Annotated in this window: 12 protein-coding genes; 8 read left to right on the top strand and 4 right to left on the bottom strand. The window is 66.5% G+C overall.

Going from position 1 to position 15,466, the window contains the following annotated elements; translation table 11 throughout:
• Positions 1-26: 26 nt before the first annotated feature.
• Entirely contained in the window at positions 27-1,646 is a 1,620-nt protein-coding gene (locus tag BFAL_RS07805) for an acyl-CoA carboxylase subunit beta (RefSeq protein ID WP_055427849.1), read from the bottom strand.
• Entirely contained in the window at positions 1,643-3,544 is a 1,902-nt protein-coding gene (locus tag BFAL_RS07800) for an ATP-binding protein (protein ID WP_055427848.1), read from the bottom strand. The genes BFAL_RS07805 and BFAL_RS07800 overlap by 4 nt, the downstream gene beginning before the upstream one ends.
• Before the next feature lie 216 nt (positions 3,545-3,760).
• On the opposite strand from BFAL_RS07800, the gene BFAL_RS07795 reads away from it, so the two are divergent.
• On the top strand, positions 3,761-4,372 hold the full coding sequence (locus tag BFAL_RS07795) for a biotin transporter BioY (RefSeq protein ID WP_055427847.1): 612 nt from the start codon (positions 3,761-3,763) through the stop codon (positions 4,370-4,372).
• Between the two features lie 55 nt (positions 4,373-4,427).
• Here the strand turns inward: BFAL_RS07795 and BFAL_RS07790 are convergent, their stop codons facing one another.
• Positions 4,428-5,309 carry a biotin--[acetyl-CoA-carboxylase] ligase gene (locus BFAL_RS07790; RefSeq protein WP_055427855.1) on the bottom strand — a complete coding sequence of 294 codons (882 nt, stop codon included), beginning with the start codon at positions 5,307-5,309 and terminating at the stop codon, positions 4,428-4,430.
• A 159-nt stretch (positions 5,310-5,468) separates the two neighbouring features.
• On the opposite strand from BFAL_RS07790, the gene BFAL_RS07785 reads away from it, so the two are divergent.
• Positions 5,469-7,511 (top strand): DUF6020 family protein, encoded by a 2,043-nt coding sequence (locus BFAL_RS07785; protein WP_055427846.1) that lies wholly within the window; start codon positions 5,469-5,471, stop codon positions 7,509-7,511.
• Positions 7,512-7,557: 46 nt separating this feature from the next.
• Here the strand turns inward: BFAL_RS07785 and BFAL_RS07780 are convergent, their stop codons facing one another.
• Positions 7,558-8,928, bottom strand: a complete 1,371-nt coding sequence (locus BFAL_RS07780; protein ID WP_055427845.1) for an ATP-binding protein — start codon at positions 8,926-8,928, stop codon at positions 7,558-7,560.
• Between the two features lie 488 nt (positions 8,929-9,416).
• Between BFAL_RS07780 and BFAL_RS07775 the strand changes: the two genes are divergently transcribed.
• From BFAL_RS07775 to BFAL_RS07750, 6 genes are all read left to right on the top strand, one after another.
• Positions 9,417-9,995 (top strand): hypothetical protein, encoded by a 579-nt coding sequence (locus BFAL_RS07775; protein WP_055427844.1) that lies wholly within the window; start codon positions 9,417-9,419, stop codon positions 9,993-9,995.
• 172 nt (positions 9,996-10,167) lie between these two features.
• Complete coding sequence (locus BFAL_RS07770; RefSeq protein WP_152973592.1) at positions 10,168-10,797, top strand: hypothetical protein; 630 nt, start codon at positions 10,168-10,170, stop codon at positions 10,795-10,797.
• A 176-nt stretch (positions 10,798-10,973) separates the two neighbouring features.
• Positions 10,974-12,176: a hypothetical protein gene (locus BFAL_RS07765; RefSeq protein WP_055427842.1), complete on the top strand. Its 1,203-nt coding sequence runs from the start codon at positions 10,974-10,976 to the stop codon at positions 12,174-12,176.
• Between the two features lie 4 nt (positions 12,177-12,180).
• Positions 12,181-12,918: an ATP-binding cassette domain-containing protein gene (locus BFAL_RS07760; protein WP_082440467.1), complete on the top strand. Its 738-nt coding sequence runs from the start codon at positions 12,181-12,183 to the stop codon at positions 12,916-12,918.
• Positions 12,919-12,930: 12 nt separating this feature from the next.
• Entirely contained in the window at positions 12,931-14,094 is a 1,164-nt protein-coding gene (locus BFAL_RS07755) for a hypothetical protein (protein ID WP_055427841.1), read from the top strand.
• A 70-nt stretch (positions 14,095-14,164) separates the two neighbouring features.
• Complete coding sequence (locus tag BFAL_RS07750) at positions 14,165-15,100, top strand: PucR family transcriptional regulator (protein WP_055427840.1); 936 nt, start codon at positions 14,165-14,167, stop codon at positions 15,098-15,100.
• Positions 15,101-15,466 lie beyond the last annotated feature (366 nt).

The following is a 15,466-nucleotide window of genomic DNA, read 5'->3' as shown; positions in this document are numbered from 1 at the left end:
CTGTTGTGCGTTGTGCGGCCGTCACGTCAGAGCGGCTGGTTGCCGTGGTGCTTGTCGACCGTGCGCGTGCGGCGTTTGCCGGCGAGCGTGGCGAGCGATTCCGTGATGGCCTCGCGGGTCTGTTCGGGGTCGATCATCGCGTCGATCTGCCCGAGTTCCAGCGAGAGGTTCGCGTTGACGGTGGTCTCCTCGTATTCGTCGATGTACCGCTTGCGCAGCGCTTCGACGTCCTTGCCGGACGCCTTGGCCTTGGCGAGGTCGTGACGGTGGATGATGTTGACCGCCCCGGCGGCGCCGAGCACGGCGATCTGCGAGGACGGCCAGGCGAAGTTCATGTCGGCGCCGATCGCCTTCGACCCCATCACGATGTACGCGCCGCCGAACGCCTTGCGCAATACGACGGTGACGAGCGGCACCTGCGCGTTCGCGTACGCGTAGATGACCTTGGCGCCGCGGCGGATGATGCCCGCATGCTCCTGTTCGGCGCCGGGCTTGTAGCCGGGCGTGTCCACGAGCGTGATGACGGGCAGGTTGAACGCGTCGCACAGGCGCACGAAGCGTGCGATCTTTTCGGAGGAATCCACGTCGAGGATGCCGGCGTTGACGTTCGGCTGGTTCGCGATGACGCCCACCGGGCGCCCTTCGACGCAGGCGAAGCCGACGATCGCGGAGGCGGCGAACAGTTCATGCACCTGCACGAATTCGCCATAGTCGACGATGCAGCGGATCACGTCGAGCATGTCGTAGGGCTGGCGGTCATTGTCGGGCACGATGGTGGTCAGACGCCGTGCGGTCTCGCGTTCGGAGCGCGTGGCGGCGTACGCGTAGGTAGGCGGCTGCTCGCCGCAATTGGACGGCAGGTAGGCGAGCACGGTGCGCGCGTAGTCGATGGCGTCGGATTCGTCCGCGCCGAGGTAGTGGGCGACGCCAGACTTGCGGTTGTGCACCTCGCCGCCGCCGAGGTCGGCCATGGAGATCGTCTCGCCGGTGGCGGCCTTGACGACGTCCGGCCCGGTGACGAACATGTCGGAGTTCTCGCGCGTCATGATGATGAGGTCGGTCAACGCCGGGCAGTAGACGGCGCCGCCCGCGCACGGTCCGAGGATCAGCGAGATCTGCGGCACGAATCCGCTCGCCTCGCAGGTCTTGCGGAAGATGCGGCCGTATTGGGTGAGCGCGGCGACGCCTTCCTGGATGCGCGCGCCGCCCGAGTCCACGATGGCGACGATCGGCACGCCGAGCGAGATGGCCAGATCCATGAGATGGCAGATCTTCTCGCCCTCCGCGGTACCGAGCGTGCCGCCCTTGACGGAGAAGTCCTGCGCGTAGACGGCGACCTTACGCCCGTAGACCTTGCCGAAGCCGGTGATGACGGCGGCGCCGGCCTTGCCGGCGTTGATGTCGCCGCCCTGGAAGCGGCCGATCTCCTCGAAGGTACCGGTGTCGAACAGCAGGTCGAGGCGTTCGCGCGCGGTCTTCTTGTGTTTGGCGTGCTGCTTGTCGCGGGCGCGCTCCTCGGCGGCGCGCGCGAGTTCGGCGGCCTTGGCGACGGCCGCGCGCAACGGCTGGCGGCCGTCGCCCCCGCCCTGCGTTTCGGGCTGGGCCACGGCCTGGCGTACCGCCTCGAGGTTCACGATGTCGGTCATTGCGCGTTCTCCTTCCCCTCGCCGTCATGGCCGTCCGCCGCACGCCCCGCATGGCCGGTCGAGCCGGACGCCCCAACCACGTCCAGCGTGACCAACGTATCGCCCGCCTCGACGCCGTCCGCCGGGCCGACGAAGATCTTCTTGACCGTGCCGGCCGCAGGCGCGTACACGTAGTTCTCCATCTTCATGGATTCCAATACGACGAGCAGATCGCCCTTGGCCACCTGCTGGCCTTCGGCCACGTTGATGCGCGTGACGACGGCCTGCATCGGCGAGGCGATGACGCCCGACTTGGCGCCGTCGTCGACGCTTGCGCGCGCCGAACCGGCGCCCACGTGCGAGCCGGAGCCGCGCAACGGCTGCGTGGGCCGCTGCACGCCACGCACGCGTGAGCCGCCGGTGAGGTCGGCGACGATGTCGGATGGCACGGTGAGTTTGACGCGCCGGTCGTTCATCTCGATGACGAACGTCTCGGTCTCGACGCGTTTCGCGTCCTCGCCGCCGGAGAGCGACGCCGGCTGCCCGCCGCGCGCCGCGTCCGCCTCGCGGTTGAGGTACGTGCGTTCCAGCCATTTCGTGCTCACATCGAACGCGTGCCCGTGCTCGGCGGTGAACGCGTCGTTGCGGAAGATCTCCTTGAACAGCGGGATCGGCGTCGGCACGCCTTCGATGACCATTTCGTCGAGCACGCGGCGCACGCGCGCGACGGCGGCGGCACGGTCCTGCGCGGTGACTACGACCTTGCCCATCATCGAATCGAACTTCGGCGAGACGGTGTCGCCTTCGACGACGCCCGTGTCGATGCGCACGCCGGGACCGGACGGCCAGACGATGCGCTCCAGCGTGCCGGCCGACGGCGTGAGGTTCGTGGCCGGATCCTCGGAGGTGATGCGCAGCTCGAAGCTGTGGCCGCGCGGTTCGGGCGCGGGCGTCAGGTTCCCGCCGGCCGCGATGACGAGCTGTTCGCGCACCAGGTCGAGCCCGCACACCTCTTCGGAGACGGTGTGTTCGACCTGCAGTCGCGGATTGACCTCGAGGAAGTAGACCTTGCCGTTCGGGGTGACCATGAACTCGCAGGTGCCGAGCCCCGTGTACCCGACCGTCTCGAACAGGCTGCGCGAATACTCCTTGAGCGTGTCGGTCACCTTGCCGGAAAGGTACGGCGCCGGCGCCTCCTCGACGAGCTTCTGGTTGCGCCGCTGCAGCGAGCAGTCGCGCGTGGAGTACACGGTGAAGTTCCCGTGGCAGTCGCGCCCGGATTGCGTTTCGACGTGGCGTGCCTTGTCGATGAACTTCTCGATGAAGTATTCGTCGAGGTCGCCGCCTTCGAGCGCGTCATGGTTGGTGTAGAAGCGGCGCAGCTCCTCGTCATCGCGTACCACGGTGATGCCGTGGCCGCCGCCGCCGTCCGTGCGCTTCATCATGATCGGATAGCCGTGCGTGTGCGCGAAGTCGAGCAGCGTTCGGATGTCCTTGACCGGTTCGGACAGGCCGGGCACGGGCGGCACCTTGGCGCGCGTGGCGACGCGGCGTGCGGTGATCTTGTCGCCGAGTTCGGTGAGCGCCGTGCGGTGCGGGCCCACCCAGACCGCCCCGGCCTCCTCGACCTTGGCGGCGAAGGACGGCACTTCGGACAGGAACCCGTAGCCGGGGTGCACGGCGTCCGCGCCGGAGCGGTGCAGGATGTCGATGAGGAGGTTCTCGTTGAGATACGTGTCCTGATAGGTGTCGCCGGGCAGCAGGTAGGCCTCGTCGGCCAGACCGACGTACTGCGCGTCACGATCCTGTTCCGAGTACACGGCCACCGTGGCGATGCCCATTTCGCGCGCGGTCCTGACGACGCGCATGGCGATCTCGCCGCGATTGGCGATGAGTAGTTTGTTGACGGATTGCCCCATGCTCCACGATTCTGCCCCCCTGAACTGACGCTTTCAATCGAATCGTCTACAAAACGGGCGTCGTTCTTTTGTCGCCTTCCACAAACGTCACCGTAGCCTTGCGGTTTTATCCTCGGTTGCAACATCGCACGGCCATGGCGTCCCCGCCGTCGCCCGGCGTCCGCGCGATGCCGGCCTCCCGTATGCGGGGCCGACCGTCTTATGAAGGGAATCATCATGCAGTCCAATACCCCCGCGGCCCGTACGAAGGCCACCTCCAAGGCCGTCTCGACCGCGCGCCGCATCGTGTCCGTATCGTGGAAGCCGGCCCTGTTCGCCGTGCTCATGTGGGTCTCCGCCGCCGCGGGCGAGATCCCGGTGCCCGGCACGCCGGTGCCGATCACGTTGCAGACGTTCGTCGTGATGCTCGCCGGCCTCATGCTCACATGGCGTCAGGCGGGTTCGGCCGTCGCCGCGTATCTGGCGGCCGGCGCGCTCGGCCTGCCCGTGTTCGCCGGCGGCGCGTCGACGATGGCGCTGCTCGGCCCGAGCGCAGGCTTCCTCATCGGCTTCCTGCCCGGCGTGGTCGTCATCGCCCTCGTCAGGGGCCGTGCGGCCCAGCGCGGCGAGAGCGCCGCACGCACGCTGTTCACCGCGCTGCGCTACTTCGCCGCCGCGATCCTGGGCGGCGTGGGCGTCGTGTATCTGTTCGGCGTGCTCGTCCAGTCCGCGCTGACCGGTGCGCCCATCCTCGCCGTGACCATCGCCTCGATGGCCTTCATCATCGGCGACATCGTCAAGGCGTTCGTCGCCGCCGCCGTCGCCGCCGGTCTGGCGCGTCTGCGTTGAGCGCGTCTCGCCGGTGCGCACGTGCCGCGCGGCACCGGCGAGACGCGCCACGTCGCTACTGCTGCAGCAGGCCGACCTCGCTGGCCAGCAGCGCGCGCACGTCGCCGTCGTCGGTGCGCACGCTGATCGACGCATCGTCGTTCAATGCGACGACCTCGCCGTGCACGGCGGTGCCGTCGATGAGCTGCGCGTCGACGACGCGTCCCATCATCCAGCACACGTGACGCATCTCCGTGCGCATCCTGCCAGCCTCGGGGCCCGGCGCCTCCACGAACGCGCCGAGACGTTCGCGCAACGAGACCACATAACGCGAGACGATCATGTCGCGCAGGTCGTCGACCGGCGGCAGCGGACCGACGTTCATCTGCAGCGACGTGGCCTGCGGCGTGGGCAGATGGTCGGCGGGCATCGTCAGATTGAGGCCGACGCTGACCACCAGCGCACGCCGCGTGGAGTCGTCGGGCAGCGGCTGCACTTCGGCGACGGTGCCGCCGAGCTTGAGTCCATGGCAGTACACGTCGTTCGGCCACTTCAACCGGAATCCGCAATCCTCCTCGAACGGGCGTGCGCCGCATGCGTCGATGGCGCCTTCGAGCGCGTCGAGCGTGGAGAGGCCAGCCAGCATCGCCAACCACCCGTTGACCATCTCGTCATCGGCTACGGCGGAGGGGATCACGCTCACGAACGTCGCGGTCAACGACTTGCCCGGCGCGGTGATCCATTGCCGGCCGAACCGCACGAGCGCATTGTTCAGATAGTCGGCGGCGATCACGGTGACGGGCAGCCGGCCGCCGCCGTCCAACGCGATCTCGTGGCGTTCGATCATGTCGCGCGCGTCGGCATGCGTCGACCCGGATTCGGCGAGCGATACGACCTTGTCCGCAACGGCGCGTGTTTCCTCAAGTCGCGGCGCTGCGACCTTCAACAGTGACATCATGGGCTTCACCATACGCCCCACCCCTCCCCCGCGTCAACACGACCCGTTCACGCACCGGAACCATGGGCTGGTGGGCGCTCTGCCGCGACGGGCGCGACTGTAGAATACTTCCCTATGAGCGATGTCACAGCGAATCCCCCCGAACCGAATGCACCGGCCATGCCGCATCGCGGCGGCCTCTCGCGGATCGCGGCGGCGGCGCGGTGGGCGCTGGCCGCGGCCGCATGCCTGTGGCTGGCCTGGTGCACGGCCGTCGGCCCGCTGTACTGGGAGGATTCCTCGATCGCACGCTTCGGCTGGGTGAACGCGTTGTACGGCGTCATCGCGTTCGTCATCTCCATGCTGCTCGTCATCGCGCTGGTGCGCGTGGGGCGCGGTCTGCCGCCGTTCCGGTGGCGTGCGGGCCGCACGGGCCGTACGGGTACGGGCGCTGTCGGTGCCGCGCACGAGCGTGCGTGCGGCGCCGGCGCCGCGCCGGTCGCGCACGGCTGGCGGGCGCGCGTGCGTACGGCGCTGCGCCACGTGCGCGCGTTCCTCTCACGCTGGATCGTCCGCCTCACCGACCGCCGTTGGAAACTGTGGACGATATTCCTTCTCGGCTGGCTGTGGGCGCCGACCACGCTGCTCGCCGCGTTCGGCGCGGACCTGCGCAGCCAGGCGCGCGAGTTCAGCTGGGCGTGGAACCAGTGGACGGGATTGAAGCAGCCGTACATCGGGTTCTTCTCGTTCGCCCCGATGGACATCTACCCCACCGCGCACTACCTGTGGCCCGCCGATCCCACGTATCTGACCGATCAGCACAACATCGTGCTCACCCTGTTCTACGGCGCGACGATGGCCGCCAGCCGGTATCTGACCGGATCGAACGATTGGGGCGTGATCGTGCTCGCCGCGGCGCAGTTCCTGTTCGCCGTGTGCTGCACGGCCGCGACCGCGCACCGCTTCCTCAACCTGCCGTGGCTGCGCCGCGCCGGCGTTCGGGCCGCGCGCGGCGACTTCGCGCATCCCGAACGCGGCGGACTGTTCCGCCCGCGCACGTTCGCCCGCCCCGAACGGGGCGTGCGTCCCGTCCTGCCGCCCGAAGCGGCGCACGCGGGCGCACGCGTGGCGGTCATCGTGTTCTTCCTCGTCTGCCCGCTCGCCGTGTTCTCCACGATTTCGTTGACGAAATCCCCGCTGTTCGCGTTCGCGTTCCTGTGGGCGTTCGGCTTCTGGTACGAACTGTACGCGACGGGCGGCGACGCCGAATCCCGCTTCCCGATGGCCCGCCGCATCGTCCGTCTGCCGCGTCGTACGCTGCTCGCGTTCGTCGCGGCGAACTGCGTGATGCTCGTCTCGGCGAAATACGCATGGTATGTGCTCGCTTTCGAGTTCGTGCTCGCCTTGCTCGCCGACCGCCGCCGATGGGCCACCTACGTGGTCGCGCTGCTGCTGCCGACGGTGCTCATCCACGGCGGCATCTCGATGGCGATATCGTCCGGGGCGATCATCGGCGGCGACCCGATCGAAAGCCACGGCGTGCAGCTGCAGATGATCGCGCGCGTCGCCCAGCGCGACCCCGATTCGATACCCGACTCCGCGCGCGAGGAGCTCGCCCCCGTGTTCAATCTCGACCAGATGGCCGACGCGTACTTCCCGCAGGACGCGGACCCGGTGAAGTCGTCGGGCATCCAGTCGAAGAAGGTGAGCTATCGCTGGCGGTCGGTGAAGCCGGAGGATATGGACGGATTCAACAAGGCGTGGCTGGAGATCGTCAAGGCGAATCCGGTGGTGGCCTTCGACGCGTTGATGGCGAAATGCTACGGGTACTTCGATGTGGCGGACATGCCGTACGTGTCGATGAGCTACTACGTGGGCAGCGACTACGTGCAGAAGAATTCGACATGGATCAGATACGTGAACCATGATTGGCGTTCGAAGGTGGCGGACGCGGCTGACGCGTGGGGCGCGGTCCCCATGCTCGGCTGGGTGACGCACGGCAATTTCTATGTGATTCTCACGCTGCTCGTCGGCGCGGCCGAGGTGGTGCTGCGCCGCTGGCGGGCGCTCGCCTGGCACCTTCCGCTGCTGCTGCTCATGGGCGTGATGATCACCGCGCCCGCGAACAATTTCGAACGCCACATGCTGCCGGTCGCCTTCTGCTTCGGCTTCCTGTGCCTCACCTTCTGGCGTGATTCGCGCACAGACGCGGCGCACAGGTAGCCGCGGCCGACACAGCGACGGCCGCGCCGCCTCGCCGACATCTAGTCTATGACGCGTCGGCCCCGCGCATGAACCACCGCCATGCCGGTATCTGGTGGATGACGCCGCCCTCCCGTTCGTAGTCGCGTTCGTCGCCGTCCGCCACGATGATGGTTCCTTCGGAAAGCCCCTGTTCCTCCATCAGCTCCCACAGAGCCCTCGTCTCACGCCGTCGGGTGGCCTCGTCATCCATGTTCGCCGTGACCTGATACAGCTCGTACGCGCTGCCCTCCAGCGCGTCCCCAACCACGAAATCCACTTCGTAGCCGTGTTCCCTGGTGTGGTAGGAGGAGATGCCGTCCCGCCTGAAACCGATGGTTCGCCGCCGCAGTTCCAGGTACACGGCGTCCTCCAGCCGCTGTCCCATATCATCGACGTTCGCCCCGGACACGGCGACGGCCAGACCCGGGTCCACGGCGTAGACCTTCGGCGTCATCGTGGTCCGCTCGCTCAGCGAAACCGAGAATTCGCGCATGCGGAACAGCAGGTACGCGTTTTCGAAGTATCCCATCAAATCGCCGAGCAGCTCACGACTGGTGCCTATGCCCAGGGAGCGCAGGTCGTTCTCCACTTTGCGTATCGGCATCCGTTTGCCGTTGGAGCCGAGCGCGCGCCGCGCGAGCGCTGCGGCGACGCGGGGACGCGCCACGTCATGGCGCTCGACCACATCACGGGCGACCACGCGCTGCGCATATGATTGCAGCAATGCGATGCGCTGGGGGGCGGGCAGCCCGGCGACGGCCGGGAATCCTCCCTGATTCAGGTAGTTCCTCATCGCATTGGCCAGTATGAGCCGTTCCGTCCTGTCGTATCCGTCCGCATCGTCGTGTCCGTCCGCGTCGAGCAGTCCACGCGAGGTGACGAACTCGCGGAACGAGTACGGCAGCAGTTCGAAATCGAGCGCGCGCCCGCGGAACTCCGTGGCGATTTCCGTCGACAGCATCTTGGAGGATGACCCGGTCACGTAGATCGTGGCCTTCGTGGTGTCGACCACGCGTCTCAGCCATGCGCCCCAGCCGTCCATCTCCTGCAGTTCGTCGAAGAACAGGTACGCGCCTTCCTTCACCGCTTCGGGATACCTGCCGTAGAATGCGGCGAGCACCGCATCTCCCGTCGCCGGGGTGATCGTTCCCAGACGATCGTCCTCGAAGTTGAAATAGCAGATGCGGTCCGCGCCGACGCCTGAGTCCAGCAGCGACTCCATCTCCTGAAACAGCCGATAGCTCTTGCCGCTCCGCCTCATTCCGGTGACCACTTTGACGAGGTTGCCCACCTTCGGCCGGGCGGGTGCGCCCATATCCAACTCACGATGGACGATAGGGCGGAAGTCGTCGAGATCGAAATCCCGTATCTTCTCGTCGATTACCGGATTCGTCATTGCCGACCTCCCCCACGTAAATCAAACTGGTAGCTTTATCTTACCAGATAATGTAAAACTGGTATGTTGACCTTACCAGTTTGCGTGGAGCAGTGGCGCTCCACACTTGTGCCTGAATCCCCATATACGTCACGTGTGGAGAGGCCACTCTCCACACTTTCACCTCTCCCGACCCGTTACGCATCGTGTGGAGCGATGACATGGATGTCGACCTCAGGCTTACATCGCGCATCGTCATCGGCGCGTCACCCATACTCCATGCTGCGATTATGGAATCGTTCCGCAACGATGCGGGATACCCACCGAAAGGAACGGCCATGAGAAACGACTTCTCGCCCTGTTATCAGGAATCACGCTTCCCGTGGTATTCGTCGTGATCGATGATGTGAGGAGCTACCTTGGGTACGACAACACGATTCGCTGAACGTCTCTTTCTACTGATAGGCACCATATGCATAATCATTGCGCTCGTCGGATGCACCACGAATATGTTCGGCGGACATGACACGGACACGAACGCCAAGACGACCGACGGCTACGACCTCAACACCAGTTATTCCACGGAACTGAACACCGTACGATCGCAATTGCGCAGCGCCGGCGACGAAGGCAAGCTGGGCTCGTCGATCCTTGAGGACGGTGTCGTGACCGAGAGCGAGCTGAACGAACTCAAGGAGCAATACGATCAATGCTTCATCGACCATGGATACGACCCCGGATCCTTCGACTTCGATAAGACCGGTGCCGGAAGCGTCTATCCGCCGTCAGGCCTATCCGAAGAAGAGAGATCGGCCTGGGGAGAACGGACCAACGAGGTCCAGCAGACCTGCGATCAACGTAACGGCACCGCGGCCATCCGAAGTCTGGTCGCCTCGGTCCAGATGAATCCGGACAACAAGGATATCCGGAAGACCATCATCGCCTGCCTGATCGAGAAGGGACTCGTGGATAGAGGTTACACGGTCAACGACTACGACACCGATCTCGCCAACGGATCAGGCCCCTTCTCCGCGGAGAACGCCAACGATGCCGACTACCAGAACAGTCTTCGTCAATGCCAATCCTGAACCGCCACATCATCCATCCATATCGACGCCGTTCGCATCGGAACCGGCAAGAAGGCACCTACGGCACTTGTCAAGTGATGGACCAACAGCAGTAGAATGAAAAACGATAAGGACCAAGGTAGTGCAAGGAAGCCGTATCGAACCGCGGTCCGTACTCATGAAGGGAGCACCGATGCGTCACATACGTCATATGTGCAGGATCGTCGCGACGATGGGCATCGTGGCCCTGTCGCTCGCCATGGCGTCCTGCGGGCAATCCACGGCGACGGATGCGCAGCCGGAGTTCACCGGCCCGTACGCCGCCGAATTCCGCAAGAACTACGAGGAGACCGACAACACGCTGGTCAAGGGCATCCTCAAGGATTCGAAGATCACCGACGCGGAGTTCGAGGAGTTCAAATCCGCGTACGTCTCCTGCATGAAGGAGCAGGGCCTGATCTGGGACTACACGGACACCGGCGAGACCACGGGCAGCGCCACCGGAGCCGACGTCAGCGCGGAGGAACTGCATCGCGCCACCGACGTGTGCAATCCCAAGACCGGGTACATGCAGCTCATACCCCTGTACGACTCCCTGCACTCCAACCCGGACAACCTAGCCCCGGACGAGCTCGAGAAGCGGGCGCTCGCCTGTCTGGTGAAGCACGGCTACGCGCCGCAGGACATGACCCTGCAGGAATACCAGGACATCAACCGCGACAACGACCGGTTCATGGCCACGTTCGGCAAGTACATGGACAATACCTCGCCCGACTATCAGCAGTTCTACGCCTGCATGCAGGACCCGGTCAACGCCGGCTGACAGCCATCAGCCGCCGGCCCCGCCGGTACCCGTCATCCCCCGGACGACGGCGACGCACGCCGCGCACCGCGCGCACGGCATAGAGTGGGAAGCGGGAACAAGGCAGACGGCCGGCGACGACGCACGGCCGACAAACCGAACAACCGGCAGACCGGCAAATCCAAGGAGGGGACACGATGCGGGGCAAGAAGGGAACCAAGACGCGCAAAGGCGCCACGCCCGCGCGCACGGGCGTCACCATATCCGTGATCGTCCTGTTGGCGGCGCTGCTGCTGTCGTCGGGACTGGCCGGCGGCTTCCTGCTCACACGCTCGCGCATCCCCCAATCGTTGGAGTCGAAGACCCCGGCCGGCAGCATGAAGGTCACGTCCACACGATTCGACGACTCGCGCTCCGTCCAGCTCACCTTGACGCTCGGCTCCTCCTCGACGATCGTCTCGCCCGTGTCCGGCACGGTCACGTCCACCGCCTGCGCGAAAGGCGCGACCGTCACATCCGGCTCCGCCCCGATCGCCGTGGACGCCGTGCCCCAGCTCGCGCTCAACACCGCAACCCCACCGTACCGCCGCCTGACCAGCGGCACGCGGGGACCGGACGCCCGCGCGCTGAACGACGCGTTGCGCGCGCTCGGCTACGCCGCACCGGACTCCGACTGGTTCGTCTGGGATTCCATCGTCGCGTACAACGCGCTCGCGGACAGCGTCGGCGGCCGTCGCATCACCAAGGAGGGCGGTTGGGCCATCGACCCCTCGTTCTTCATCTGGCTTCCCGCGTCCGCCGTGACCGTCGCCGACTGCCGGGCCGCGGTCGGGCGGCAGATCACGCAGGGCGCGGACCTGTTCGTCACCTCCGCCATGCCCGTCAAGGCCACGTTCCCGAACTCGCAGACAACGCAATCCGCGCAATCGGGGCAATCATCGCAGTCCACGCAATCGTCGGCCGCCATCGCGGGCGACCGCATCGTCTCCATCAACAAGCAGTACATTCCCGTACCCGCCGGCACGACCGAACTGACCGACCAGACGGCCATGGCGGCGATCACGTCAAGCGCCGAATACCGGCTCGCCGCGATGGGCGGCGGCACGTCGGGCTCCGCACCGGCAGGCACGGACGCGGGCGCAGGGTCAGGCGGCGAAGGAAGCACGATGCAGGTCTCGTTCACGTGGCGTCTCGCGAATCCGATCGAGTCGATCGCGGTGCCGCCATCCGCGTTGTACGACATGTCCGGCGGAACCGCATGCGTGACCGTCACGGGCGAACCCACGCCAGTCACCATCATCGCCTCGCAACTCGGCAAGACGATGGTCTCGCCGGACGGCGTCGACCCGTTCGCCACGGTGGACGTCTCCCCCGCCACCAGCGCACCGTGCCGGAAGTGACGCCATGAGCGACGACACGACCGCTCTCCACGCCACACGCGACGCGAGCAATACGACCACACCCGACATACCCGACGCCCACGACGCCGGCACCGCCAGCAACAGCACCTCCACCGCCACCGACACCACCGACCGCCGCGTCGTCCTCACCGACGTCGGCCACACGTTCGACCCCACCGGCGAGGACATGCTCTTCCGCCACCTGACCGTCACGCTGCTGCCCCGGCACGTGTACGCGCTCACCGGCCCATCCGGCTCCGGCAAATCGACATTGCTGTCGATCATCGCCGGCTGGACCACACCCGCGCGCGGCACCGTGGAACGTTTCGGATGCAACCGCGTCAACTGGGTATTGCAGAACCCGCACGGCGTGGCCCGACGCACCGCGATCGACCACGTATCGTTGCCGTTCATCGCACGAGGCGAACGGCGCACGCAGGCCGAAGCGCACGCGCGCGAACTGCTCGACGCGTTCGGTCTGGAATCGCTCGCCGGCAAACGGTTCCGCGACCTGTCCGGAGGCGAGGCGCAGCGGCTCATGCTCGCACGCGGCGTGGCCAGCGGCGCCGACCTCATGCTCGTCGACGAGCCGACCGCACAGCTCGACCTCAACACCGCCGCCACCGTGAACGCGCGACTGCACGCGCTGTCGCTCGGCGGCGCGATCGTCGTGGTCGCCACGCACGACCCGCGCACGCGCGACGCATGCACCGATCTCATCGACCTCGGCGACTGGCAGTAGGAGGGGAACATCATGAACGAACCGATTCCCCACGGCACCACGCCGCACCGCACACCGCGCATGCGCCTGACCGGCATCCTCGACGAAGCCATACGCAACCTCGCCTCCGGCACGACGCACATGTGCGCGATGGCCGTCACCCTCGCCTGCCTCATCCTCCTGTGCACGGGCGCCGACCTCGCGTCAATCACGTCGATCCAGCGCCGCGCGGACGCGTTCGTCGCGTCCGGCGGCTCCACCACCATCATCACGTACAACGATCACATCGACGGCACCGCATGCGACCGTCTCGCCTCGCTCGACGGCGTCATCGCCGCCGGCGCGGTGCGCGATTCGACCTCGCGGCTCACGTTCGCCGCACTGCCGTCGACCGGCGTGCCCACGTTCGAGGCGACGCCGGGCGCCGTCGGCGTGTTCGCGAACGCGACGACCGACGCGCGCGACACCGTCCGCACTACACCGCGCATGATGGACGGCGTATGGCTGTCCTCGGACGCTGCCGAACCGATCGCCGCGCACGCCGGATCGACGATCACGTTGCGCGACGACACGACGGCGCGCGTCGCCGGAGTCTACGACTGGCCCGACGACGGACGCCAAAGCGGATTCACGTACGCGGCGGTCACGCCCGTACCCGCGGGCGACGGCGACCTGTTCGACCAATGCTGGGTGAAGGCGTGGCCGGTGCCGGACGGCATCGAATCGTTGCTGCGCGTCGTCACCGTGGGCGACGCCTCGAACACGCAGGAACGGCCGACGATCTCCCAACTCAACACGTCCGAAGGACGCACGTTCGACGCGACCGCCGCGTTCCGTACAAGATTGACCGCGATCGCGCCGATCGTGGCGGGCGCGATCGCGCTCATGGCGGGATTCCTCGCCGTATGGCTGCGGCGTCTCGAACTCGCCTCAGCATTGCATTGCGGCGTGCCGAAACCGGCGATGATCGTGCAGACGCTCGTCGAAACGTGCGTGTGGGCGTGCGTCGCGATGCTGCTGTGCGCGCCGGTACTGGCGTGGATGTGGCTGGAGAACACGGATGCGGACGCGCACGCCCTCGCGGACACGCTGCTGCGCGTGCCCGCCGCCGCATACGTGGGCGTGATGGCGGGCGCGCTGCTCGGCGCGTGCCTGATCCGAGAGCGGAGCCTGTTCCGGTATTTCAAGAACCGGTGACGTACCGTTCGTATGGACGACTCGTTGCGCGCGCTCGGTTACGCCGCGCCGAATCACTACACTGGTGTGCATGACTGATTTTCTCGACTTGTTGACGCGTGACGACGGCTCCAATCCCGAAAACGGTATCGTCGGAGGCGGGGATGCGCGTGCACGGTTGAATCAGATCACGTTCGAATGTCTGACGTCCGGATTGAGCGACGGGCGTGTGGCGTCGCTGCTGCGCGCGCTCGGTTTCGACGGTGATTTCGCCTGTTTCGCGATTGCGGGAAAGCCCGCCGCCACCGTGCAGGCGACGGTGCAGCAGGTGAACCGCAAGGTCATCGATTTGGGGGGTGACGCGCCGCTGATTGGCGTGCGCGACGGTGAGGTGGCGGCTCTGATCGCCGTGAAGGCCGCGGTGAGACCTGAAGTGACGTGTACTGCGGTATCCGACTGTTTCGACACCGATGCGGCACCACTGTGCCTCGGTCCGGTGCGTCACGGCGTGCCCGGCGCGGCGGCGACGTTGACGGCCGCGTTGACGACGTTGCGTGCGTCCGCCGCGCTCGCGCCGATACGCACGCACGCTTCGTCCGTCGCTGCCGCGGGCGACACCGCTGCCAGCGGCAATGAGACTGCGGATGGCGGTGCGGATGTGAAGACCGCGAAGAAGGCGTTCCCGCCGTCACGGCGCCCTGCCGTGCCGCTGCGTGCGGAGGATGCGCTTCCGGAACGCGCCCTGTTGGGTGACGAGGATGCGCGACGTGAATTGGTCGAGGTGGTGTACGCTTCGCTTGCCGGTGATAATCAGGATGATACGACGATGCTGACCGTGTCCACGTTCCTGGCTTCGGGGGGTTCATTGGAAACCACGGCCCGCACACTGAACGTGCATCCGAATACGGTGCGCTACCGTTTGAAGCGTGCCGCCGACACGACTGGTTGGGACGCGACGAATCCGCGCGAGGCGTATGTGCTGACCACAGCGATCGCGCTGGGCCGTATCAGTGCGGCTTCGCACTGAGAGCGTGCCGGGGCTATAGGGGTTGACGGCACGGCAGGACTGTTGCCGCGTGCTGTTGCGCAGGGGTTTTGTTTGGATTGTTGATTGCGGGTCCGTTGGTCCGGTCCGCTGTCGGCTTGGCACCGGTCTTTTCCGCGGTCCATGTGCGATCGCCATGGTTCGCGGGGAGGGGTTGGTGCCGGGTCGCGGCCGGGTCCGGGTCGTGTGCGGGTCGTGTGCGGGGGCGTCTGCCGGCCGCGTTGCGGATACGGGAGGAGGTCTCCCGGACCGGTGTGCGTGGGGTCTCCCGCATGCATGCGATCGCGCGCGTGGATAAGGGGAAGGCCCGGGGGCGTCGTCGTTCCGCCGGGTTCGCGTGGGTTTCCC

It is taken from the genome of Bifidobacterium aesculapii, from assembly GCF_001417815.1.
GTDB lineage: Bacteria > Actinomycetota > Actinomycetes > Actinomycetales > Bifidobacteriaceae > Bifidobacterium > Bifidobacterium aesculapii.
The sequence above is the reverse complement of the archived record's forward strand: the minus strand, read 5'-3'. Positions and strand labels throughout refer to the sequence as shown.